Source organism: Niallia sp. FSL R7-0648 (assembly GCF_038007005.1).
In the GTDB taxonomy this organism is placed as follows: Bacteria; Bacillota; Bacilli; order Bacillales; family Cytobacillaceae; genus Niallia; species Niallia circulans.
In genome coordinates, this window is sequence record NZ_JBBOWE010000002.1 from 302,888 (window position 1) to 328,799 (window position 25,912).

General features: G+C 37.5%; 21 protein-coding genes and 1 riboswitch. Of the genes, 4 read left to right on the forward strand and 17 right to left on the reverse strand.

Features of this window, described 5'->3' with window-relative positions; translation table 11 throughout:
• Positions 1-44 precede the first annotated feature (44 nt).
• The 11 genes from NSQ89_RS21430 to NSQ89_RS21480 form a co-directional block, all read right to left on the reverse strand.
• Complete coding sequence (locus tag NSQ89_RS21430) at positions 45-2,747, reverse strand: response regulator (RefSeq protein ID WP_341133271.1); 2,703 nt, start codon at positions 2,745-2,747, stop codon at positions 45-47.
• 310 nt (positions 2,748-3,057) lie between these two features.
• Positions 3,058-3,663 (reverse strand): precorrin-2 dehydrogenase/sirohydrochlorin ferrochelatase family protein, encoded by a 606-nt coding sequence (locus tag NSQ89_RS21435; protein WP_161798422.1) that lies wholly within the window; start codon positions 3,661-3,663, stop codon positions 3,058-3,060.
• A complete protein-coding gene (locus NSQ89_RS21440; protein ID WP_341133272.1) occupies positions 3,644-4,411 on the reverse strand; it encodes a sirohydrochlorin chelatase in 768 nt (255 codons plus the stop codon). Before NSQ89_RS21440 ends, NSQ89_RS21435 begins: the two co-directional genes overlap by 20 nt.
• 2 nt (positions 4,412-4,413) lie before the next feature.
• On the reverse strand, positions 4,414-5,184 hold the full coding sequence (cobA, locus tag NSQ89_RS21445; protein ID WP_047944978.1) for a uroporphyrinogen-III C-methyltransferase: 771 nt from the start codon (positions 5,182-5,184) through the stop codon (positions 4,414-4,416).
• A gap of 108 nt (positions 5,185-5,292) precedes the next feature.
• Positions 5,293-5,898, reverse strand: coding sequence for an adenylyl-sulfate kinase (gene cysC / locus NSQ89_RS21450; RefSeq protein ID WP_047944977.1), 606 nt, complete (start codon positions 5,896-5,898; stop codon positions 5,293-5,295).
• 14 nt (positions 5,899-5,912) lie between these two features.
• Positions 5,913-7,061: a sulfate adenylyltransferase gene (gene sat, locus NSQ89_RS21455; RefSeq protein ID WP_341133273.1), complete on the reverse strand. Its 1,149-nt coding sequence runs from the start codon at positions 7,059-7,061 to the stop codon at positions 5,913-5,915.
• Positions 7,062-7,111: 50 nt separating this feature from the next.
• Positions 7,112-8,188, reverse strand: a complete 1,077-nt coding sequence (locus NSQ89_RS21460) for an inorganic phosphate transporter (protein ID WP_047944975.1) — start codon at positions 8,186-8,188, stop codon at positions 7,112-7,114.
• Positions 8,189-8,207: 19 nt separating this feature from the next.
• A complete protein-coding gene (locus NSQ89_RS21465) occupies positions 8,208-8,924 on the reverse strand; it encodes a phosphoadenylyl-sulfate reductase (protein WP_047944973.1) in 717 nt (238 codons plus the stop codon).
• 152 nt (positions 8,925-9,076) lie between these two features.
• Positions 9,077-9,205, reverse strand: a complete 129-nt coding sequence (locus NSQ89_RS21470) for a YezD family protein (RefSeq protein WP_235973290.1) — start codon at positions 9,203-9,205, stop codon at positions 9,077-9,079.
• A 193-nt stretch (positions 9,206-9,398) separates the two neighbouring features.
• Positions 9,399-9,504, reverse strand: a riboswitch (SAM riboswitch).
• 208 nt (positions 9,505-9,712) lie between these two features.
• Positions 9,713-10,300 (reverse strand): ECF transporter S component, encoded by a 588-nt coding sequence (locus NSQ89_RS21475; protein ID WP_047944970.1) that lies wholly within the window; start codon positions 10,298-10,300, stop codon positions 9,713-9,715.
• Positions 10,301-10,471: 171 nt separating this feature from the next.
• Positions 10,472-11,365: a LysR family transcriptional regulator gene (locus tag NSQ89_RS21480; protein ID WP_061801268.1), complete on the reverse strand. Its 894-nt coding sequence runs from the start codon at positions 11,363-11,365 to the stop codon at positions 10,472-10,474.
• Positions 11,366-11,784: 419 nt separating this feature from the next.
• Between NSQ89_RS21480 and NSQ89_RS21485 the strand changes: the two genes are divergently transcribed.
• Positions 11,785-13,602, forward strand: coding sequence for an assimilatory sulfite reductase (NADPH) flavoprotein subunit (locus tag NSQ89_RS21485; protein ID WP_095257938.1), 1,818 nt, complete (start codon positions 11,785-11,787; stop codon positions 13,600-13,602).
• A 29-nt stretch (positions 13,603-13,631) separates the two neighbouring features.
• On the forward strand, positions 13,632-15,356 hold the full coding sequence (cysI, locus tag NSQ89_RS21490) for an assimilatory sulfite reductase (NADPH) hemoprotein subunit (RefSeq protein WP_172864929.1): 1,725 nt from the start codon (positions 13,632-13,634) through the stop codon (positions 15,354-15,356).
• A 471-nt stretch (positions 15,357-15,827) separates the two neighbouring features.
• Here the strand turns inward: cysI and istB are convergent, their stop codons facing one another.
• Positions 15,828-16,586 carry an IS21-like element helper ATPase IstB gene (istB, locus tag NSQ89_RS21495; RefSeq protein WP_061801337.1) on the reverse strand — a complete coding sequence of 253 codons (759 nt, stop codon included), beginning with the start codon at positions 16,584-16,586 and terminating at the stop codon, positions 15,828-15,830.
• Entirely contained in the window at positions 16,586-17,875 is a 1,290-nt protein-coding gene (gene istA, locus NSQ89_RS21500) for an IS21 family transposase (protein ID WP_061801336.1), read from the reverse strand. The genes istB and istA overlap by 1 nt, the downstream gene beginning before the upstream one ends.
• Positions 17,876-18,502: 627 nt before the next feature.
• On the opposite strand from istA, the gene NSQ89_RS21505 reads away from it, so the two are divergent.
• Complete coding sequence (locus NSQ89_RS21505; protein WP_144546749.1) at positions 18,503-19,123, forward strand: cupin domain-containing protein; 621 nt, start codon at positions 18,503-18,505, stop codon at positions 19,121-19,123.
• 19 nt (positions 19,124-19,142) lie between these two features.
• A complete protein-coding gene (locus NSQ89_RS21510; protein ID WP_095257929.1) occupies positions 19,143-20,054 on the forward strand; it encodes an SDR family oxidoreductase in 912 nt (303 codons plus the stop codon).
• Positions 20,055-20,102: 48 nt separating this feature from the next.
• Here NSQ89_RS21510 and NSQ89_RS21515 read toward each other — a convergent pair whose 3' ends face one another.
• The 4 genes from NSQ89_RS21515 to NSQ89_RS21530 all read right to left on the reverse strand — a co-directional run bounded on the left by NSQ89_RS21515 (position 20,103) and on the right by NSQ89_RS21530 (position 25,659).
• Positions 20,103-22,148: a beta-galactosidase gene (locus NSQ89_RS21515; RefSeq protein ID WP_341133274.1), complete on the reverse strand. Its 2,046-nt coding sequence runs from the start codon at positions 22,146-22,148 to the stop codon at positions 20,103-20,105.
• Between the two features lie 18 nt (positions 22,149-22,166).
• The gene (locus NSQ89_RS21520) at positions 22,167-23,027 is read right to left on the reverse strand and encodes a sugar ABC transporter permease (RefSeq protein ID WP_047944009.1); all 861 of its coding nucleotides are present in this window, start codon (positions 23,025-23,027) and stop codon (positions 22,167-22,169) included.
• A 1-nt stretch (position 23,028) separates the two neighbouring features.
• Entirely contained in the window at positions 23,029-24,318 is a 1,290-nt protein-coding gene (locus tag NSQ89_RS21525) for a sugar ABC transporter permease (RefSeq protein ID WP_047944007.1), read from the reverse strand.
• A 72-nt stretch (positions 24,319-24,390) separates the two neighbouring features.
• Complete coding sequence (locus NSQ89_RS21530; protein WP_341133275.1) at positions 24,391-25,659, reverse strand: sugar ABC transporter substrate-binding protein; 1,269 nt, start codon at positions 25,657-25,659, stop codon at positions 24,391-24,393.
• Positions 25,660-25,912 lie beyond the last annotated feature (253 nt).

The window sequence follows — 25,912 nt, forward strand, 5'->3', positions numbered from 1 at the left end:
AACAAGCCATTTACCAATGTTACCTAGATGCTAGTTGCGCTCTATTATTCTTTATAAAGCCAAACTCTGATAAGCGAATATAATTGCTCTAAATTTACTGGTTTACTAATATAATCAGATGCTCCCGCTTCCATGCACTGTTCTCGATTATGTTTCATCGCCTTTGCTGTTAGGGCGATAATTGGCAGCGTTTTAAATTTATCCTTTTTCCGTATGATGGAAATAGCCTCTAAACCACTCATTTCTGGCATCATAATATCCATCAACACAAGATCAATATCCGCGTTTTCCTCTAGAAGGCTGATCCCATCCTTCGCATTCTCTGCATAAAGAATTTCAATATTGTACTCTTCCAATGCTGCATGGATGGAAAAAATATTCCGTATATCATCATCTATAATCAGCACTTTCTTCCCTATTAAATTAGCACTCTTATATAGTTCCGTAGTATCGATTAACTCATTATTTGTTACTGCAATTTGTCGATAACTTTCTTCAATAGGTGACTGTTCGACAGCTCCCTGTTGCTTTTGGCGTTTCACAGGTAAATAGAGAGAAAATGAACTGCCCATTCCTTCGATACTTGTTGCTTCCAATTCTCCCCCAAGTAAGCGGGAAATCTCTTTACAGATAGATAACCCAAGACCCGTTCCCCCATATTTCCTGCTGATGGTTCCATCCGCTTGCTTAAATGGTTCAAAAATAATATTCATTTTATCTTTAGGAATCCCAATCCCTGTATCCTTCACAGTGAAGGATACGATAGATTCTTCCGCCATGGCAAACTTGAACTTGGCTGTCTCCTCCATCCGAATAATCAGCTCCACACTTCCCTTTTCTGTAAATTTAAAAGCATTGGACAATAAATTTTTTAATACTTGATTTAAACGATGTGTGTCTGTCTCTATAAAAGCAGGCACCTCTTTATTAATTTTCACACAAAAATCAAGTTTCTTCTGATTAGCGATAGGAGAAAACTGGCTTTTCAAGCAGTTTTGTATCCCTTCTAATTTTACTGGTTCCTCTATTATTTCCATCATCCCAGTCTCAATCTTCTCCAAATCTAATATCTCATTTATTAACCTTAGTAATTCATTACCAGAATAATAAATGGTCTGCAAATACTGGATTTGTTTTGTAGTTAAATTCTCATTTTCCTTTTCAACGAGCATTTGTGATAGGATTAGCATACTATTTAAAGGTGTTCTAAGCTCATGGGACATATTCGCCAAAAACTCCGATTTATACTGGGAGCTATAGATTAACTGCTGGGCTTGTTCCTCTAACTTCTTTCCTATCTTTTCTAGCTCTGCATTCTTTTCTTCTGACACTCTGTATTGTGCCTGTAATTCTTCATTAATAGCCATTAATTCCTGCTGCTGAGCTTGTAGTTCCTCCGACTGGCTTTGCAGCACCTCCGTCAAACGCTGCTCATCCTCTAGCAATCTCTTTACTTCGAGTCGATTAAAAATACCGTGAATGGATATACCTAAGTATTCCCCCACTTCTTTAAGTAAGCTTTGCTGCACCGGTCGGAAATATTGCAAAGAGGCTAATTCTACAATCGCTAACACTTCCCCTTCATAAGAAATGGGCTGAATAAGCACCTGCTTTGGTTCTGCCTCTCCTGATCCAGATTTAATCTTTATGTATCCATTGGGAATATCAATAAGACTGATGCTTTTATTCTCCTTTGCAGCTTGTCCCACTAAACCTTCTCCAAGCTGAATGATAGATTGTCTGTCTTCGTTATCAAAAGCATAATTTGCTATTTCCTTGAGGAAACGGGCATTACCCTTCTCGCTTAACAGATAAAAAACACCATATTGCGCACCTACAGCAGGAGTTATTTGACTAATGAAGTAATCTGCAAGAGATTCCATCGTTTCTACCATTGAAAAACTAGTTGTTATTTCTGCCAACCGTGAGTCAAGCCAACTTTGCTCCTCTGCCTTTGCACGGCTTTCAATTTCATCTCGAGAGTACTTTTCTAAAGTTGTTACCATTTCATTAAAGGCACGAGAAATTTCTCCTATTTCATCCTTCGAATTAATCTCCAGCCTTGGAAACTTTATTCCTCTACTAAAAGAAGCACCGGACATCACTTTCGTAACTTTATGTAGATTTTTTGTTAATCCCCTTATTAAATAAATGGCCAATGCAATACTGCATATTACTCCGACTATAATATAGACATAGGTCATTAATACGACAATATCATATGTTTTTTTTGAACCTTCTAGTTCTTCTTGCATCTCTTTAATCTGGGCACTATAAAGCGAGCTCGCGATTTGTAACAATCTATTTTTTTCATCACTTTCTCTCGCCCAAAAATTGGTGTTCATTTTTTTATTTTCGGCTTCCACTATTTGTTGGCCCTTTTCTTCAAAGGGTTTATATAATGTCGAAAATTTTATTAATAAGTCCTGCGTTTCATCCCTTTTATCATTCTCTGTTAAGAAATTATACGCTTTGTTTATTTCTTTTCTTGTTTCTTCCATTTGTCTCATTGTTATTTCATTGAGTGTTTTAGAGGATTGTGAGGATAATTCATATATTTGTCTGCTTAAGTTAGTAACTTCATTCTTTAACGTATAGGCTGCATTAATTCTTTCTGTTTTATCATGTGCAAGAACATGCATTTTGTCATTTTGCTGTCGAAGCATACTCATAAGTACAATAATTAAAATCGTAATGAATACAAAAATAATGCCTAAACCAACATAAAGCTTTGTACTAAATCTCATGTATCCTCCTATCAATCTACCAGTTTAAAAGCATAAAATAAGGAAACTCGGAAGATTATTTTTGATAAACAAGCATGAATATTTATAAACAAAGATGACTTTTTTACGTTATGAAAATAATTCCATTCTACAAAAATTATATGTTAAATATGGAAATGATACAATATGATAATTGGATGAAACTAGGAGCAGCCGGGAAGGGGAACTAACATGTCCGGAGCGTAAAAAACTCTTTTATTTAAAGATTATTGGTATAAAGTGGATTCCCCTTAATTAGGACATAATGAAAACTCCTAAACCTGGTACAAGCTTAAAGGTTTAGGAGCTTTTCATAATAAATATGGCGTAAACTAGCTGAGTCTTTATATGCATCATCCAATATTTCCGTTAATATAGCATTAGACACATCAGAAGAAAGCGATCTTTGTTTGATAAGAGTCCGAACTTCATATAAAAAATCAATATACGCAATATAATTATCATCATACATTTGCTGCCATTCCTCTTTCAGCTTTTTTGCCAGTTTTGGGCTTGCGCCATTAGTGGAAACACTTAAGTGAAGTCGCCCTTTTTTAAAGCTAGCTGGAATCTGACAGTTTCCTTCTTCAAAAGAAGAAGCATCATTCACTAAGCAAAACGATTTAATTTGTTTGGCGATACGATGATTTTCTTGTGAATCATTGGTTGCTGTAATAGTTAGAAAGGCATGGGTGAAATCTTCCTCTTTCCCTTTTCGTCGCAGCAGCTTTATTTTCCTGTCCTCTGAAAGATCTTCTATTTCAGTACAAACTTCGGGACTGATTACTGTTACACTTGCTTCTTCTTCTAGAAGCATCAACACCTTTCGATAGGCAATCTTGCCTCCACCAACTACTACACAATGTTTATCTTTTATATCAACTAGTAATGAAAGCATATTCATTCCCTACCATCATTTCGTCTATTCTTTCTTTTAATATTCCAGCTATCAATGGATTATAACCCAAATAAGTGGCGAGTTCGTATTCTTTATGGTCACTTTTTATTTTATTAATAGTTTTTTCCATTGACTTCATCAAAATCCCCGTAAAAAGAAGATAGGGAATTACCAACACATGGCGATAGGAAGAATGTTCTGCCATTTGCAGCGCTTCTTCAAAGCTTGGTTCTGCAGCAGTTAAATAACAATCCTGTACAACGATTTGCTCCACTTGTTGTTCAATTAAAGCTGCCATTTTTCCTAAATCTCGTTTTACATCGGGATCACTGCTTCCTCTTCCAACAAGTATAACAAGCATTGTTTCATCACTTTCTTTATAAAGAGAAGCACTACGAATTTTGTCTGCAGCAATTTTAACCATTTGAGGATGAACTCCAATCGGTTTTCCATATTTCATCTGGACATGCGGATATTTCAGTGAGAGCTTTTCTAATACTTCTGGAATATCTTTTTTGGCATGGGCTGCTGTAAGAAGCAAAACGGGTATGATATAAATAGTGGAAGCACCCTTTTCTACACATTTTTGAAAACCCTCTTCAATGGAGGGATCAGATAATTCTAAGAAAGAATATTCTTGTATGCCTTTGAAACCATTTATCTTCATACACTTTTCAATAAAGGAGACAGCCTGCTCGCTTGCTTCCTTTACCCTGCTTCCATGACATATATATAATATTGCTTCCATTATCAAACAACCTCTTTCGGAATGGTTTCACCGAAGTTTTCCTCAAACCATTTAATTTTCTCTCTCATTTTTACTACTTCACCAATCACAATCATACAAGGATTTTCAATTCCTCCTTTTTCAGCATCCTCTATTACATGGTTAAGATCAGTAATAATTGTCTTTTGTTTAAAGGTTGTTCCCCAATTGATGAGTGCAACTGGTATTGTACTTTTTTTTCCAAAGGACAAAAGCTTCGACTGAATATATGGTAGATTTTTCACTCCCATATAGATGGCAAGTGTATCAATTTGAGAAAGTGCTTCCCATTTAATATGGTCTTCCTCTCCATTTTTTATATGGCCTGTTACAAAGGCAAAAGAAGAGCCATAATCGCGGTGGGTCACTGGGATACCGGCATAACTGGGAGCAGCAATGCCTGCAGTAATTCCTGGTACTATTTCAAAGGGGATTTGATTCTTAGCTAATTCCTCTGCTTCTTCCCCGCCCCTTCCAAATACAAAGGGATCACCACCTTTTAGCCTTGTGACAATTTTCCCTTTTTTCGCATGTTTTACTAGGGTTTGATTGATCAATTCCTGTTTCATGGCATGATGATGCGGAAGTTTGCCGCAATAAATCAGTTCAGCCTTCGGTTTCGCATATTCTAATAACTCACGATTCACTAAACGATCATATAAAATTACATCGGCATTTTTGATGCATTTTAATCCTTTTACCGTTATTAAGTCCGGATCTCCTGGCCCTGCACCAACTAGATATACTCTCCCCATTTTATCCACCCTTCTTGTTGTTCGGATCCATTAAAAAGCGGGGAAAGGAATTGACGATGAACGAATGGTATTTGCAAGGACCATGCTCCGTTTTTCCCTTTCCCAATATTAAGAGATATAATATTCTTTTTCTTTTAAATATTGTACGATTTGTTCTACACATTCTTCAATAGAATGTTTTTCTGTATCCACGATTAATTCTGGCTGAAGCGGCTCCTCATAAGGGGAACTAATCCCTGTAAAGTCTTTTATAACTCCTTTTCTTGCCTTCTCATATAAGCCTTTCGGATCCCTTGCTTCACATGCCTCTATAGAACACTTTATATATATTTCCACAAACTCGTTTTCTTCTAATAAAGCTCTTACTCGATCACGGTCTTCGCGAAACGGAGAAATGAAGGCAGTTAGAACGACTTGCCCACTATCAACAAATAGCTTACTGACCTCACCAATTCTTCTAATGTTTTCTTTGCGGTCCTCATCCGAAAATCCTAAATCTTTATTAATTCCAAAACGAATATTATCTCCATCTAGGACATAGCTATTTGTCTGGTCTTCAAATAATCTTTTTGCAACAGCATTTGCAACCGTTGATTTTCCGGAACCAGATAACCCTGTAAACCATAGAACATAGCTATGATGCTTATTTTTTTCTCTTCTATCCTTCTTTGTTACTGCATGGTCATGCCATGTAATATTTGTACTTTGGCTCAAAAGTTCTCTCTCCTTTAAGAATGGATTTCTTGTTTTTGCAATCCTTTTATTAACACTTCCACTACTTCTTTCCGACTAAATGTACTTGGTGGAATCTCTCCATTTCTTAAAAGCTCACGAACCTTCGTCCCAGATAAAATTTCATGATGTTCTTTGCCATGTGGACAAGTTTTTGTAGAAGCCATGTTCTCACATTTCTTACAATAGAAACTATGTTCAAAGAATAATAGATTAATACCTAGCTCTTCTTGTGTAAATTGGTCAAAAATTCTTTGGGCATCATAGGTACCGTAGTAGCTCCCTACTCCAGCATGATCACGGCCGACGATAAAGTGAGTACAGCCATAATTCTTTCTCACCATCGCATGGAATATCGCTTCTCTTGGTCCTGCATAACGCATGGCAGCAGGGAATACAGCTAGGAATACACGCTCCTTTGGATAGTAATTTTTCAATAGCACTTGGTAGCTTTCCATCCGAACATCTGCTGGAATATCATCCGCCTTCGTTTCACCTACTAATGGATTTAAGAATAGACCATCAACAATTTCGAGTGCTGACTTTTGAATATATTCATGTGCACGATGAACAGGATTTCTTGTTTGGAATCCGACTACTGTCTTCCATCCCTTTTCTACAAATATTTCTCTCGTTTCTGCCGGATCTAAGTAAAAATTACTAAAATCCGTTTTCTCTACTTTCTTTATGAGTTTAATCGGGCCGCCAATATATATATTTCCGCGATCAAACATTTTCTTTACACCTGGATGTGCTAAATCATCTGTACGGTAAACAGAAACAGCCTCTTTACTTTTATCTGGAATATAAATATCCTCTACTGTCAGCACACCATATACTTCACCTTGATGGACTAGTTTTACCGTATCCTGAAGTTCAATGGTATCTGATTGTTCCTTTGAAATGGGCAATGTAATAGGGATGCTCCAAACCTCACCTGTTGCTAAGCGCATATTCTCTACCACTGCTTCATAATCTTTTTGGGATAAAAATCCTGTAAGCGGGCTATAGGCTCCATTTCCAATCAGCTCTAAATCACTAAGTGCAATAGTATCAATTTCTAGCTCCACCTTTAATTCAGAGACATCATAATTAGGATCGTATAAATTAATTAATTTTCCACCATGTGGTTGACTTAATGACATTTTTTAGCACACCTTTCTTTTTTCGGACTTTTTCTTATAAATGATTTCCGTTAAATTCCGCCACCATCTTCATAAATAGTACTGTTATCTTCACGAATCGTTTTCATTAGGCTTATAATTCCAAGTGTAGCAATACATACACTAAGAATAATAAGTACATTATAGATATCTGCTTCAATAAATAATTGCACTAAACCGTAAGAAATAACTAATGATAGGACTGGTGAAACAATCCATACCTTAAAAATTCTTAACACTAGTTTCTTCTTCAGAATCTCATATCCATTCTTCGAGACACCTATTCCGATAATGGCAGAGCTAGTTACTTGCGTTAACGGAACTGGTATTCCAAATATAGAAGCTATTGTCACTAATGTCGCGCCCGTGCCAGAAATTAGTCCTCCTTCCAGCTTCGTGAATTGGACAATTTTCTTTCCATTTGTCTGCAAGACTCTTCCCCCTAACAGAAAAGCGCCGATTGCAATAAAAAATCCACCCACTACTACTCCTGTTTGCATGGATATCATGTCAGCGCCAACTAATGGTCCAATAGAGTTTGCAACATTATTCATTCCCGCAGAGAAAGCTTCAAAGCACCCAACGATAATAACAAAAATAGACAAGTATTTTTCATTACTCGGATTGCGAATCCATTCATTTTGATTCTCAAGCTTTCTTACATATTTCCCAGCCCATAGAGCTATAAAAAAAGAAACGATTGGAACAAGAAGCCAAAAGAAGACAATCCATAATATATTCGCAATATATAAGCTTTTAAAAGCCACACCTACTCCTACTACACTGCCAACTGTAATTTCACTTGTTGATAATGGAATCCCCATTATATTAGCTATAAATAGGGAGAGTGCAGCTGATGATAAAATGATTAAGACAATTTTGGCATCAAGGATACTACTCGGAATTAATCCTTCCCCAACTGTTTTTACTACTTCACTCCCGCCAATTACCGCTCCTAGAAAAATCGCTACCGCACATATAAGCAGAGCAACTCTCTTTTTTGGTATGGCGCCTGATCCATAGGCAACACCAAGGCTTGCTGCTGCACCACTTGCACCAATGTTCATTGCAAAAAACAATGACATAATACCTGCTAAAATAATGATCATTTCTTTGTACCTCTACTCATTATTGTAAGTGTAGCCCGCATTCTGTTTTTCCTTTTCCCGTCCATCTTCCAGAACGTAAATCATCCATATTAATAGCAGGCTGGGTACATGTTCTGCAGCCAATGCTCGGATACCCCTTATCGTGAAGAATATTGTAGTCCAAAGAGTTCTTATGGGCATATCTCCAAACATCTTTCCATGTCCAATGAATCAGTGGACAAACCTTTATGGATTTAAATTTATTATCCTTATTTAGATATTGCGTGTTTTTTCTTGTTTCTGACTGTTCTCTGCGAAGTCCTGAAATCCAGGCTATCGGTTCAGACAGCACTTCATGTAAAGGAACAACCTTGCGAATCTCACAGCATTTATTTGGATTAGTTAACCAAAGTTCTTCTCCATATTGTGCAGCCTGTTCTTCTAACGTAATGGCTGGTTTTTTCATTTCAATTTGCAAATCTGGATACCGCTGTTTCACTTTTTCAATTAATTCATAAGTTTCCTCAAAATGCACATCTGTATCTAAAAAGACAATACGCGCGTCCTTTTTTATCTGCGAAATTAAATCGATAAGAACAATCCCTTCAATTCCAAAACTACAAGCATAGACAATATCCTCTCGGTACGTATCATAAGCCCACTTTAAAACCTCTAAAGCTCCCTTTGTTTCCGTTTCACTTGAAAAGTTCACAGGAGGATACGTATCAATAGTTTCATAGGTTAATAACTGACTCATTAAAAATCCTCCAATTTAATAATGGTATTTTGTTCGTGGATTATGTGCCCAAAATATAAAAAGAGGCAGCTTTAACCCACTTTCTCAGTTAAAGTTGCCTCTAGTTTGTCTAGTCAGCTTCTTTATCAAACGCCTTAAACAGGAAATTCTTGTTATTTTCCTAAGCGTATCTTTTCATTTTTTTCGATTTGAATAATTTTTCCATCCTGTACGACTAATGTGACCGATCCAAATTTCATTGTGTTTAGAATTTGCTCTAATTGAATTTTCACTTTGTCCAGCTGATTTGTTTCCCCCACCAACAAATCCCTCCTTAAAAAAGGTGAAATCTTACTAAACCATTTGAATAGCGTTTACGCCAGACATATTTTTGAATCGAAAACGCCTATCAAAGGAATGCTCGACCATCGTAAGTGAAATGCATTTACGATTAAAAAAATCCTTCCATTTGGAAAGAGTTGAGTATTATTCCTTACCCTCTCTTTCAAAATGGGTATCCATTTTGTTGGATTTTGCACCTTGCATCCAGCAAGTTGCCAGACTTCCTTGGGCTGATTCTCTCCATCTCTCTTGAAAGGCATTGTTATTTTCTAAATTTTATCATAATTGCCATTATTGTCAATAAGTTTTTCTAGTTGTTTAGTCGGGATTAACGATTTATTTCCTAGTATTTTAGGGGGAATACTTTTCTTATTATAGAAAAAAATATAGTATTAGTGAATGTCCTATTACTATTGTTGGCAAAAATAGCTGATTAGCACTAGACTATATCAGCTATCTTTCCATTCTTATTTTTTTCGTATCTTTAATAACGGCTTTGCAATGATAGGTGTTAAAATACCTGATAAAATTGCCTCTGGGACACCATTTGTACCAACTACAGCTAGTATCGCCGGCAAGAGATCTTCCACATTCACGCCAATTGCGTTTGCATACGGCTCTCTTACAAATAAATAGACAAAACCTAGCACAAGAATTGTATTGATTAGAGATCCTATCACACCCGAAATGCTCATTGCTACTGTCTCATTCATTTTGTCTTTCAGCACCTTATAAAATAACAGTCCTGCCACTACTCCAATCATTACTCTAGGAAAAACAGATATTAACGGATTGGTAAAAATAATCGGAGCAAGAACACTTGTCGGATAAGTGAAAGCACGAATAAATGTGATGATGCCCCATACTCCTCCAATAATTGCGCCTTCTAATGGTCCTAAAACAATCGCTGCGATAATAACTGTGATCTGAATGATTGTTATACTAAGTACAGGAGTCGGAATATACCCTAATATTGGAACAAAGGTTTGAATAATAATAATAGCCGTAAGAAGTCCTAGTAGAACCAAACGAGTAGTTTTATTTTTTTTCTTCATCTGCAAGTAGTTCTCCTTATGTGGAAAAAGCATTATCCACTTTTCCCTCAATTTAATAAAATTCCTTTGTTATCATACTACAAATACAAGTATTTTTTCTATGATAATAAGAAGGATTTTCTGCATTTTCCTTAGGATGGGGTTAATTACTTGCTGTTATACATTATCGGATTACTCGGTATAAGGAAAAGTCTCTTTAAGGGTTTCAATAAAGGTGATAACATTTTGTTTCTCCTTCATAATTGGAGCAAAGAGATAAGATAATCTCCTTGTAAATCGCGTTTTTGTGACTGGAATAATACTTAGGTTTCCATTCTTCACATCCCTTTCTATCACACTTTTGGATAAGAGTGATAAGCCATTGCCATTAATAAGCGTTTCCTTGATGCCTTGATTACTGCTAATGGTTAAAAAGGATTCAGCTCTTAACCCATTGGATCGAATAACATGATCTAAGTACTCTCTTGTACCCGATCCAAGCTCTCTTGTAATCCATGTCTGATCATGGAGTTCAGAAATGGAAATGCCTTCCCGAGTCGCAAGTGGATGATGAACAGATGCCACAATAAATAACTCATCCTCCATAAATGGCACCACCTGCAATTCCTTATCATTTGTTTGTCCTTCAATTAAACCGATATCTACTTCATATAATCTTACCGCTTGGACAATTTCTTCTGTATTACCAATCGTCACTTGAATTTGCAATTCAGAATGCTTTCTTTGCAGATCAAGCAGTAATGCAGGAAGAATATATTCGCCGATCGTAAAACTAGCACCTATTTTTAATTCACCCTTAATCGCATGATGATGCTCTAAAATATGCTGTCTCGTCTGGTCATATAAGCGTATCATCTGAATGGCACAATCATAAAGCATTTGACCGGTGGGTGTTACTTTTAAATATTTTGGTGACCGCTCCAATAGTTTTGTTTGAAACTCCTTTTCCAGGTTTTTAATATGTAGACTTACACTCGGCTGACTCATTAACAGCATTTCTGCTGTCTTTGTAAAATTCTTTACTTCAACAAGCGTCACAAATGTTTTTAGAGCTTCATACTGCATTTTTCCTCCTCCTTTTCGCTAATAGGAAAATTAATTATTAAGAATACTAATAGTTGCTATTAATTATATGTATTTTACTAATTCTTTAATTTCCAGTAAAGTACAATTAGAATACATCTCATACGAGGATGCTTAAGGCGGCTGCTTTCATGTATGGATACCTTAACGCCTATCAAGCTTTCGTCACATGCTTAAATTAATCTCCAATTAGATACTAATCTATTTATTTAGAAAAACAATATCCCTTGCTTGTTCTAATTAGTAACAAGCTTCTTTTGTATTTCTAATCCGATTTGTCTGATAGGATTAATAAAATACAGAGTGACAATCCTCCCTCTTCATTATAAAATGAATTGCAAGAATTATCCCACTAATCAAATAACAATAGGGAATACCATTATCTATGCGAGGTGAAAGTGTTGCAGCTTCAAGTAATAAATAGTCCTTTTAATCAAGAACAAACAGAATTATTAAACCGTCTTTTACCAACTTTAACTGAATCACAGAAAATTTGGCTAAGCGGGTATTTATCTGCTTCCACTGCAATCGCAGCATCAGCAGAACCTATCTCCAATACTGCATTAACAGAGCAAAAGGCAGCTGAACCAATTACAAAAGACATTACGATTCTTTTTGGATCCCAAACTGGAAATGCACAAAGCCTTGCCAAAAATCATGGCAATCGTTTAAAAGAATTAGGGTTTAATGTCACTGTACAGTCAATGGGTGACTTTAAACCTAATAATCTTAAAAAAATACAAAATCTCCTTGTTATTGTTAGTACTCATGGAGAAGGCGATCCACCAGATACCGCTATAGCCTTCTATGAATTCTTACATGGAAAGCGAGCACCTAAGCTGGAGAACTTCCAATATTCCGTGTTAGCGCTTGGTGACAGCTCGTATGAATTCTTCTGCGAAACAGGGAAGCAATTTGATAAGCGTTTAGAAGAATTGGGTGGAACAAGACTTTATCCACGTGTGGATTGTGACCTTGATTATGATGAACCAGCTAGTGAATGGTTCGAAGGCATCGTCAGCAGCTTGAGCCTTCAATCAGAATCAACCGCTCAGTCCATAAGTATAACACCACCATCTCTTCTAGATTCTGGTTATTCTCGCAGCAATCCGTATTATGCAGAGGTACTGGAGGTCATTAATTTAAATGGACGTGGCTCTAATAAAGAAACATTGCATGTAGAGCTTTCGCTTGAGGATTCTGGAATCTCTTACGAACCAGGTGATAGCCTAGGAATATTCCCAAATAATGACCCAGAATTAGTTGATCTTTTAATACAAGAATTAAGCTTTTCTCCAACAGAAAGTGTCACAATCAATAAACAAGGAGAAGTTCTGGCTTTTCGAGAAGCTTTATTAACCTATTTTGAAATTACAGTTTTAACCAAACCATTGGTAGAGAAATTTGCAAAAATAACAACCAATCCAGCTTTAGAAGACTTACTTGCTAAAGGAAATGAAGATAAATTAAAGGCATATATAAATGGGCGTGACTTATTAGACCTTATTCGAGATTATGGGCCAATTGAGGCAGATGTGCAGACATTTGTAGCCTTGCTTCGTAAACTGCCTACCCGCCTTTATTCGATTGCCAGCAGCTACAAAGCAAACCCTGATGAAGCACATTTGACGATTGGCGCCGTTCGTTACCATGCAAACGGACGAGATCGTAATGGTGTTTGCTCTGTTCAAATAGCGGAACGTATTCAGCCAGGCGATAAACTGCCTATCTATATACAAAACAATGAAAATTTCAAACTTCCGGAAAACCCAGATACTCCTATTATTATGGTTGGTCCTGGGACAGGAGTGGCACCCTTCCGTTCTTTTCTGCAGGAAAGAGAAGAAATCGGTGCAGAAGGAAAAGCATGGCTATTCTTTGGCGACCAACATTTTGTTACAGACTTTCTCTATCAAACCGAATGGCAAAATTGGCTTAAAGATGGGGTGTTAACAAAAATGAGTATTGCTTTTTCCCGCGATAAAGCGGAAAAGGTATATGTGCAGCACCGGATGCTGGAGCATAGCAAAGAGTTATTTGAATGGCTGGAAGAAGGAGCTGTTCTTTATGTTTGTGGAGACGAAAAGCATATGGCGCATGATGTTCACCAAACACTCCTTACTATTATCCAAAAAGAAGGCAAAATGGCTTTAGAAAAGGCTGAGGAATATATAGCTTCTATGACTCAAACCAAGCGTTATCAGCGTGACGTCTATTAAATAGTTGGCAGGAAAGGAGTTTTTCGAAAATGGCAAAACAAGTATTAAAAGCACCAGATGGACCACCAAGTGATGTAGAACGAATAAAAGAAGAGAGTAATTATTTACGTGGCACATTGAAGGAATCCATGGAGGAAGAATTAAGCGCTGGTATTTCAGACGATGATAACCGCTTAATGAAATTCCACGGAAGTTATTTGCAAGATGATCGTGATATACGCAACGAACGCGCTAAGCAAAAATTGGAGCCTGCCTACCAATTTATGCTGCGAGTTCGAACACCGGGTGGAGTAGCTACACCGGCTCAATGGCTAACAATGGATGATCTTGCACAAAAGTATGGAAATAAAACATTAAAATTAACGACACGCCAAGCTTTCCAAATGCATGGCATTTTAAAATGGAATATGAAACAGACTATTCAAGATATACACCAATCCCTACTTGATACAATTGCTGCTTGTGGCGACGTCAATAGAAATGTGATGTGCAACCCTAATCCGTATCAATCAGCTTTGCATAGTGAAGTGTATGAATGGTCAAAAAAATTAAGTGATTATTTACTGCCTCGTACACAAGCTTATCATGAGCTCTGGTTAGATAAGGAAAAGGTAGCTTTCACTCCAACTGTCGAGGAAACAGAAGTGGAGCCAATGTACGGAAAATTATATTTACCTAGAAAATTTAAAATTGGTATTGCCGTTCCTCCTTCTAATGATATTGATGTTTTTTCCCAAGACCTGGGGCTAATTGCCATTACGGAAGAAGAAAAATTAGTTGGATTTAATGTTGCCATCGGCGGCGGAATGGGAATGACCCATGGAGATAAAGCAACCTATCCTCAGCTTGCAAAAGTTATTGGATTCTGTACACCTGAGCAAATTCTTGATGTGGCAGAAAAAGTAATTACGATTCAACGTGATTATGGAAATCGCTCTGTTCGAAAGAACGCCCGTTTTAAATATACCGTAGATCGTCTTGGTCTAGATACTGTAGTAGAAGAGCTAGAAAATCGCTTAGGCTGGAAACTTCAAGAAGCAAGAGAATTTCAATTTAATCATAACGGCGACCGCTATGGCTGGGAAAAAGGCATTAAAGGAAAATGGCACTTCACTTTATTCGTGGAAGGCGGCCGCATTAAAGATTATGAAAATTATCCATTAATGACAGGCTTGCGCGAAATTGCTAAAGTACATACTGGCGACTTCCGGTTAACAGCCAATCAAAATCTAGTCATTGCGAATGTCTCCAGCCGTAATAAAAAGCAAATCGCTCATTTAATCGAGCAATATGGCATTATGGATGGAAAACGTTTCTCTGCACTGCGTCGTAATTCTATTGCTTGTGTATCCCTGCCAACCTGCGGGCTAGCGATGGCAGAAGCAGAACGATACTTACCAGTCTTAATCGATAAGATAGAAGAAATTGTGGATGAAAATGGGCTTCGTGATGAAGAAATTACAATCCGTATGACAGGCTGTCCAAATGGCTGTGCCCGCCATGCATTAGGGGAAATCGCCTTCATTGGAAAAGGACCTGGAAAGTACAATATGTACCTAGGCGCCGCCTTTAATGGTAGCCGCTTAAGCAAACTCTATCGCGAAAATGTTGGCGAGGAAGAAATCCTTTCAGAACTTCGCGTACTGCTCCCGCGCTATGCGAAAGAAAGAACGGCAAATGAACATTTTGGAGACTTTGTTATTCGCGCTGGCATTGTTAAAGAAGTAACCGACGGTACAAACTTTCATGATTGACAGATGAGTCATTGCACCACTTTAATCGTTTTGATTGGGTGGTGCTTTTTTGTGGTTGGAATTGGAGGGTGGGGGGGTGTTTGATTGGGTTGTTGAGGTTTGGCTGATATATTCGGAGTTTGGCTGATTCCCTCTCTACTTTGGCTGATATATCCAGAGTTTGGCTGATTCTACCTCTACTTTGGCTGATATATTCGGAGTTTGGCTGATTCTACCTCCACTTTGGCTGATATATTCGGAGTTTGGCTGATTCTACCTCCACTTTGGCTGATATATTCGGAGTTTGGCTGATTCTATCTCCACTTTGGCTGATATATTCGGAGTTTGGCTGATTCCCTCTCTACTTTGGCTGATATATTCAGAGTTTGGCTGATTCTACCTCCACTTTGGCTGATATATTCGGAGTTTGGCTGATTCCTATAAATGTCAACACAAATATGTACATTTTCGCTCGTTTAAGGATGTACAAAATCACTCGTTTTCTTGCACTAAATGATCCTTTAAACGATAGGAATTTCCCACCATTGTCACAACCTTCGCATGGTGTAAGATGCGATCTAAGATGGCATTTGCCAGCTTAGGCTCCTGAAATACTTCATCCCATGCCTTAAAGTTTACGTTCGTTGTTAAGATCGTACTGCGCTTTTCATATCGCATGTCAATCAGTTGGAAAAATAATTTCGCATCTTCTTGATCAATTGGCAAATAACCAATCTCATCAATGATTAATAGTTTATATTTTGTATAATGTTTTAGACGAGTTTCTAAGCGGTTCTCCAATCGTGCTCGTCTTAAATTCTGAATTAAATCATGGCATTTAATGAAATAGGTACTTGTTCTTTTCTTTGCTGCCGCAATCCCTATGGCGGTGGCCAAGTGTGTTTTGCCAACACCACTTGGTCCTAAGAAAACAATATTCTCGTTCTCTTCAATAAAGCGAAAGGTTAGAAAATCTTGAATCTGTTGCTGATTGACTGAGGTTTGGAAAGTGAAATCAAAATCTTTTATTTCTTTCATATGTGGAAATGCAGCCACCTTTACCATCGACTGCGTCATATTTTGTTCTCGCACATCAATTTCATAGTTGGTTAACTTGATTAACGTATCAATAAATGACAGCTGGTTCTGGACTCCGAAATCAATTACTTCATTTAAATGTAGAGTCATTTGCTTCAGCTTTAGATACTCTAGGTTTCTTAATAATTGTTGATAATTAGTGGATAGATTCATTATTTATACACTTCTCCAATCGTTGCTAGATTTTTCTTTGCCAAATCATCGATTTCCGGATAGTTATAGTAAGGGGCTGAAACAGCCAAACCTGCTTTATAATGTGCTTCCTGATAATTTAGCTTCGCTTTGCTGATTGGATGCTGTGCAATAAGTTTCATGTTATAATAAATCCATAAGTTGTTATCATACACTTGTAAACCTACTTTCTTTCCTTGATATTCTGGTGGTACGGAATACTGGTTTGATTTGTAGGAGATCATGTTGGATGCATTGACTTTTACTTGTGTGTGCTTAATGCGATAGGAATCTCTTACTTTATCAGTTGGTAGCTGGAGTAAGTGGTTCCTTTCTTTTTTATATTCAATCATTGGTATTCTTCCTGTCCCTTGGTGAATCTGGTGATTCACTCTGTTGGCTAACTCTTGTATAAATTGATGCAGTTCCTCTAAAGAGAATTGTCCTTGATAGGCATGAATTTCGTCTAACAATTTCATTGTCGTTTCGACTTTTCCCTTTGTCCTTGGTCTGCCAGCGATACAGGCTTTCACTTTAAAGCCAAAGTCTTTTGCGAATTGCTCAAACTTTGCATTCACTTTACCCGGATAATGTTCCGTTCTTGCTTCATCCATCACTGTTTTCATATTATCCGTAAGGAGTTCCTCAGGAACACCGCCAAACGTTTCAAAAGCTTCTGTTAGAAAGGAAAACAGCGTACTTTGTGACTTGGAAATACTCAAGTGGAATACTCGCAATCTTGAAGTAGATAGAATAAGCGCAGCTACATTGATCTCGACCTGCTCGCCATCTTTTGTTTCATATTGAATATTTTCCTTCCAATCTAATTGAGCTTGTTTACCTGGCGGAGTTTCATAGCGAACCGTCCCCTTCGGAGAAGCAATACGTTTGTCCTCCACAAAGTAAGCATTAAATTCAGGTATTCGAGCGATATAGGCTCGAAAGGTCGAAGCACCACAGTCTAAACCGTGATTATCCTTTAAGTACTGCCAAAGCACCCGCCGATAATAAAACACCTGTTTAGAATCCTCAGATAAAAGAGCAGCGATCACTTCATAATATTCATCAATTTTTGAGGACTTTTTTCTTGTCCTCTTGGGGACAAAACCATTTAGATATTTCTCAACTGTTCGTCGATCTACTCCAAGTTCTTCAGCCAATTTACTCTTATTAATTTTCATTTTCATATGCTCCATTATTTGTTTGAATTTTGGTAAGTCTGAAAGACTATTAATCTCAAAATTAACATCGACATTTAATGATATATACATGACTAGTCACCTCAAGACTAGTATGTAAAATGAAAGCAAATTTGTACATATTTATCCAAGCATTATTGTACATATTTAAAATAGCATTTCTAGATTCCCTCTCCACTTTGGCTGATATATCCAGAGTTTGGCTGATTCTACCTCTACTTTGGCATATATTCGGAGTTTGGCTGATTCCCTCTCCACTTTGGCTGATATATCTGGAGTTTGGCTGATTCTACCTCCCTTTTGGCTGATATATTCGGAGTTTGGCTGATTCTACCTCCCTTTTGGCTGATATTTTCAGAGTTTGGCTGATTTCTCCTACACTTTGGCTAATATATCCATAATTTAGCTAATTTACCCCTTCACCTTGGCTGGTACACTCATAATTTCACCTATTCCCCTACTATTTTGACTAATATAATACTTATACTTTTACTGATTTCCCCACTATTTTAACTGTTATACCCAAAATTTTGCCGATTCTCCCACTTCGATTTCCGCCCTTCCCTATCCATATCAAGCCATTGCCTACTTTTCCTACAAACAAACTGATTTTCCCACTCATAGGCCAACCTAGTTTTGTATATATTTAAAGTTGTAAGCCATATAAATATTTCCATATGAAAAATAGGAGGCTACATCATGTCTGTTAATCCAGCTTCCCCTTCCTTTCAACTATTCGGGGATTCTACCCAGTCTGTTAATTATAAAAGGGATTCTTATAATTACATTACACAGTTATTTTCTGAACAATTGCCTGCGATACATACTGGGTTATTCAATGTCCATCTTAATCAAGGATTCATTGTTCAGCCGCACTGGCACACAAATGTGAATGAACTTGTTTTTGTCATTAGTGGGGAAGTTATGACCTCTGTCTTCAACCCCTTTACACAAAGCATCATGACTTATCATGTAAAACCCGGGCAAGCTTCCCAATTTCCAAAGGGGTGGTTCCACTGGATAGTAGCATTGCGAAACAATACTCATTTTCTTACTATTTTCGACCAGCCGAAACCTGATATTGTGTTTGGTTCTGATTTTCTACGCTTTTTGCCAAAGGAAATTGCTAACAGAGCTTATTGTGTAAACGAAGCCGCCTACGCACATGCCATTGCCCCCATTACACAGTCTACTATTCTCGGGCCACCACCAGGATGTGACCAAACCGGAGGAGTCCTAAACTATCCATACCATGCCACTCAGCCTTCACCCACTATACATCCTTATCTCAATCTTTCCTCTCCTCCCCACGCTTATTAACCAGGAAAAGTAAGAAAGTATGGAGGTTATTAATGTGATAAAGAAACAACATTATGGTTCTGAAGTAAAATGTGAAGAAATTGAATGGACGTTTCCTCCTCAGCAGCAAACACGGCAGCCGGGGTTTGAATATTTGATGGATCCACTTCCAATTTTTGATAACCCTAAATATATCGGAACAGGTAAGTTAAAGGATCGTACAGCTATTATTACCGGCGGAGACAGCGGCATTGGCAGAGCCGTTGCCGTCGCTTTTGCGAAGGAAGGGGCGAACATTGTTATCTCTTATTTTGACGAACATACAGATGCGGAAACAACAAAGCGAGTTGTCGAGCATTATGGTCGTTCCTGCTTACTGATTCCAGGAGACTTGCGAAGAAGAGAACATTGTGAATTCATTGTGCAAAAAACATTAGAAACGTTTGGGAAAATTGATATTTTGGTTAATAATGCAGCTGTACAATTTTTGCGAGAAGACTTAACTTCCATACCAGATGAACAATGGGAATTAACGTTTGATGTAAATATCCATGCCTATTTTCACTTAACAAAGGCTGTCTTGCCTCATTTAAAAGCAGGAGCCAGTATTGTTAATACGACCTCTTTGGTTGCCTATATTGGGGTAAGTGACTTGATTGATTATACGACGACTAAAGGTGCGATTGTTAGTTATACAAGAGCGCTAGCCAACAACCTTGTGCAAAAAGGTATCCGTGTGAACGCTGTTGCTCCTGGACCTTTCTGGACACCCATCCAGCCTGCTTCACAATCAGCTGAAAATATTGCTACATTAGGCTCAGATGTACCAATGAAGCGGGCGGGGCAGCCGTATGAAATTGCTCCAGTCTATGTGTTGCTTGCTTCTGATGATGGTTCTTATATGACAGGACAAACGATTCATGTAAATGGCGGTGCTATGGTTACGACTTAGAACAGCAAAAAAAGGACGATATCCGTCGTCCTCTTTTGTTATTCCTCATTATTTTTCTCTTTTTAACACCCTTACTTCATATGGCAAAAGTTCTATCTGTTCTTGCTTTATTTCTTGTGTAAGTAAATCGAAAAAGGATTCTTTTAACGTTACTGTTTGCTTTTGTTCTGTAAAATTCATGACAAATAAATAGTAGCACTCCGCCGAATCCCTTCTTTGGACGGAAACACCTTCTTTATGCAGAATTTCCCTTTCGCTGTCAAGATTACCTTCTTTTTGCAATTCCTCATAAAAATCATCTAAAAAGGCCTGTTCCGTTCTTGCCCCTATAAAATAGGCTTTTCCTTTCCCGTAGCAGTTTTCTACAACAGCAGGATTCCCTTGATAAAAGTCCTCCATATACGTCGCTAAAATATTCGCTTCTTTCCTTTCAAAAATGGTGCAATAATCTTTTATTTCATATTGCTTCCCGTTATAGGTAAGGGTATTTCTATCTTTTGGATAAAGAGTATCTGTTTCTTTTACATCAATGCCAAATATTCGTTTTAGCGTTGCCGGCCAACCTGATAAATGGGCAAGATCTGTTTCATTAACAAGGCCGCTAATATATGAAATTACAAGTGTTCCGCCATTTGCAACATAGTTTTCTAATTTAGAAATTGTATCAAGAGACATCATGTAGAGCATTGGAGCAATAACTAAATCATAGGAAGCAAGCTCTTGATTTAATGTAACTATATCGACACTAATATCCTTTTTCCAAAAACTTTGATAATGCTTTTGCAACGTTTGAGGATATTGCTTTGTTGAATCGGAGAATCCTTGTGCATCGTTTAAAGCCCAGTTATTTTCCCAATCATATACAATTGCTACTCTTGCTTGTTTATGTGTTCCCTTTACTTCAGCAATCTTCTCTAGAGCTCCACCAACTGCTGAAACCTCTTGAAAGACTCGATTCGTTTCACTATTATCATGATCCACTACTGCCCCATGAAATTTCTCGGAGGATCCTCTTGATTTTCTCCATTGAAAATACAGAACACTGTCTGAACCATGTGCGATAAATTGCATGGAGGATAGCAAATGCATACCAGGTCTCTTCGTTTTATTCACATCATGCCAGTTGACGCCACTTGGTGTACTTTCCATAATGAGAAAAGGCTGTTGTTTTAAAGAGCGATACAAATCATTGATAAAACCAACTTTTGCAGCTAAGTCCTTTGTTTCCTCCCAATCATTGTGCCAAGCAGGATAGCAATCCCAACTAACAATATCCACATGCTTTGCAAACTCACTATAATTCAAACTTTGAAAGGGTATTAAATCATGCGTGTCTGCCATAAAGTTTGTTGTAATAGGGATAGATGGAGAGATTTCCCTTAATGGCACTATTTCATGCTTGTAAAAATCAATTGTTTGGTCAGTGACAAAACGTTTCCAATCTAAATTCAAACCATGAACCATACTTTCTCCAATGGAAGAAGGAGATTCAACTTCTGACCAATCTGTGATCGTATGACTCCAAAATGGTCCCCACCAAGCATGATTTAGTTTATCTAAGGTCCCATACTTCTTTTTCAGCCAATTACGGAAATTATCTTGGCAAAGTCCACAGTGACAATCGCCGCTATACTCATTGGAAATATGCCACATTAGTAACGCAGGATGATTTCCATAGCGCTCCGCTAGCTTTCTATTAATAATTGCTACTTTTTCACGATAGATAGGGGAAGAAAAACAATGATTATGGCGTCCCCCATGTAACATTTTCATGCGATTTTCGGTGGTTCTTAAGACTTCTGGATACTTCTTAGACATCCATGCTGGTCTAGCGCCACTTGGAGTAGCTAAGATAACTCTCCCGCCCATTTGATAAATGGCCTCTATTCTTTCATCGAGCCAGTCAAACTGGAATTCCCCTTCTGTTGGTTCAAGTGCACTCCATGCAAATACCCCTAAAGTGAACGTATTTGCTTTTGCTAATTTCATCAATCGTAAATCATCTTTCAATATTTCTGGATAATCGAGCCATTGATCTGGATTATAATCTCCACCATGCAATAAGCGATTATCTGCTACTGTTTTATCTGTCATCTTAATGCCCTCCGATTCTTATCCTTTTGTTCCTCCTGCTGTTAATCCAGATACGAAATGCTTCTGTAAAGCTACAAATACAATCGCAACCGGAATACTTATCAGAATAGCTCCAGCTGCAAAGGTGGTGTAGCTTGCTCCCATTTTGTCGCTGACTAATTTATACAAGCCTATCGGAAGTGTATAGTATTCTGGATTTCTCAATATAACCGATGATATCGCGAAGTCTCCCAGCGGAGCAGTGAATCCATTCATTGCAACTACCGCAAGCATCGGTCTAGATAAGGGCATGAGTATTCTCCAAAATATTCTGGTGTTGCTAGCTCCATCAATTTTCGCACTTTCATCCAGGTCAAGCGGTATAGAATCAATATATCCTTTCATTAAATACGTATTCATTGGGATTTGGCCACCAACATAAATAAATATTAAGAGCCAATGGCTATTGATTAACCCAAGCATTTGCGCCAAAACAAAGATTGCGATTAAAGCAGAAAACTGTGGAATCATTTGTAATAGCAAGAATAACATTAAACCATTTTTTCTCCCTTTAAACCGAAAACGAGAGAAAGCATATGCTGTATAAGAGACACATAGTATCGAAAACACCATTGTGAGAATACTAATCTTCATCGAATTCATATACCATTTTCCATAGTAAAGAGTACCTTCCTGTTGAAAAAGGTCTTTATAATGACCCACTGTTGGATTATCTGGGATAATACTCGTACTTACCAAGCTGTTACCCGGATTGAAGCTAGCACCAATCGTCCATACTAACGGATAAATAATAAGGGTACATACAATAAGCAAAAGGAGGTAAGTAAGTGTCATTCGAATAGTCCGCTGTTTTTTGATACTGACCGTTTTTTTGGCCATCTTATTTTACCTCCTTAAAAGAATTCGTTCTTCTGAATTGCCATAAAGCAATACTAATAACAAAAATACTAAGTAAAATCGTCAATGCAGCAGCAAGTGCATATTGACTGTTCTGCATCGTTAATTTATAAATCCAGGAAACTAAAATATCTGTACCACCGGCTGTTGATCCTGGCACAGCTGGTCCTCCCGCATTAAACAGATAGATAATGTTAAAGTTATTAAAATTAAACGTATATTGCGTAATAATAATAGGTGCCATTGAGTATAAAATAAGTGGCAGCGTAATATTTTTGAACTTTTGAATGGGGGAAGCTCCATCAATCGTTGCTGCTTCGTATAGATCATCGGAAATCGATTGAAGTACCCCGGTGGTGACAATGAATATATACGGAAACCCAAGCCATCCTTGTATAAGCAATAATGCCAATCGTGTCCAGTTTGGGCTTGTCAGCCAAGGAATACTATCTATCCCAAAAAAAGCTAAGATGGAAGTATTAATCGCCCCAAAGCTATCATTGAACATGCCTGCAAATACTAAAATTGTTACAAATCCAGGTACAGCCCACGGTAACACTAAAATAGTACGAAAGAATTTTTTAAAGCGTAATTCCTTCTGATGAACCACCACCGCTAAAAAAATCCCTATTGCCACTTGAAGCGTTGAGGCAATCAGTGTCCAAATTAAAGTCCATCCTAATACATCAAAAAAAGTAGCTCGCCATATATCGACGGTAAATATCTTCTTAAATGTCTCAAGTCCTACCCAATCCACTAAATTAGCGGGAGCGGAATGGTACAGGTCATAGTTAGTAAAGGCAAGTGCAAAACAAAATAGGATCGGAAAAATAACAGAGAAAATAAGTAAAAGGAAAGCTGGACTTGTAATGATATATGGATATCCTTCTGCTAAAAGAACCTGATACTGCTCTTTTATGGAGGGAATAGCAAATCCTTCTTCTCTTCTCTTTCCAATCGCATACGCATCTTTTATATTGAAGTAATAAAAAGCTAATCCGAAAAAAATAACAATTACAGCGATAATGCCCTCTGCAAGTAAGAAGATGGAATTATCTCGGGGCACTTGTTCCCCAAGCGTAACAATCCCCCATAGTCCCATATTAAATAAATCCTTAAAAACAACAATAAATGCGATAGAAAAGATAAGGAAGAATGCTCCCTTTCCCCATTGTTTATTATAGAACTGCCCTAAACCTGGAATGATTGATAATAATGCAGCCCTTTTCGCTGTCTTTGTATCTGTATCAACTGCCTTTGCTTGGAAGCTCATACTTAAACTTCACCTCTCTCCTTTTAAAAGGGACCAGTATTTTTTGGATACTGTGCCCCTCCTTGTTCCTATTTAGTTTCCACTATTAGCAGCAATGGAACCTTTGATTGTCTCGACCGCTGTTGACAGAGCCTCTTTTGGCTTCGCTTTTCCTGTTGCAATCGTTTGAAGTGCTGAGTCAATTGGCTGCCACACTGCATCCATTGCTGTAATGCCTGGTGTTAATTGTGAATATTGAGATTGATTCGCTACTGCCTTTGCATTTTCACTTTCTGTCACAGCTGGATCTTCTGCTAACGCCTTTACTGCTGGAACTTCTTTCGTAATTTCATAGCGTGTTTTCGAATTCTCTTCATTTGCTAAAAATCCAACTAATTTTTCTGCTAGTTCTGCTTTTTTACTATAAGTGCTTACGTTATAGCTTTTCACCCCGATGAAGGATCCCATATGTTCTCCATTTGCTAACATCGGGAGCTCTGCTACTCCATAATTGACGCCTGCTTTCGCATACGGCTCTAAATTCCACGGTCCAGAAATAACCGCAGCGGCTTTCCCTTCTGTAAATAGAGAATCCAGAACATTTATCCCTTGCTCGCCAATAATTCCGGATGGGAACAATCCATCTTTATAAAATTTAGAAATATACTCTGCTCCTTCAATGGCTCCTTCATTTGCTAAACCAATATCCTCTGGATTGTATGCTCCAGAACTGTCCTGCCCGAATACATAACCTCCATATCCACTTAGAACACCATTTGCATAGTATATTTGATCCCATAAAGCCAATAAGCCATAATTTCCATCCTTGGTTACCCCTTTAGAGAACTCATACCATTCCTCTGTTGTTTTCGGCAATTGGTCTTCACTTACTAAGTCCTTGTTATAGTATAAAATGGTCGTTTCCACGGCTTTAGGAAGCCCATATACTTTGCCATCAACCATTTGGGATTCCATCGCTGCCTCTGTATACATTGACTTTTGCGTATCATCAACTGTGATTTCCTTTAAAATCCCCTCTGTTACAGCCGTTCCAATCTGATCTGCGGGAATTGTGATAACATCAGCTCCTGTACCTGCTGGTCCGTCTAATCGCAAATCTTCTAATTGATCTGCATAAGCTTTCTCTTCAACTTTAATTTTCACGTTATTTTCTTCTTCAAATTTTTTAATTGCATCTGCAATTCCTTCCGACTTGCTTTGATCTTCCCATACAAGGAGATCATAGCCATTGTTATTTTTCTTTGAAGATGTATCGCTATTTGCCTCATCTGATGGTCCACAACCTGCTAACGCTAAAGCTAAAGAACTACTCAAAAGTATTGCGGTAAGCCTCTTTTTCATCTTTTTTCCACCCTTTGCTTTTTCTATTGTCTGAAAACGTTTTCTAACAAAAGAATACTATACAAAGAATTTTTTGTAAATATATTTAGTAATATATTTTATTAAAAAAGAAAAATACAATACTTAATAAATTTAATAATATAATAAATACTAATAAAAATATTTACTTATTAAGAATAACATCAGGAAAATAATTTACTAAAAAACATTACTAATTTATAAACAAATCGCTTATAATGTATGTATTGAGAAC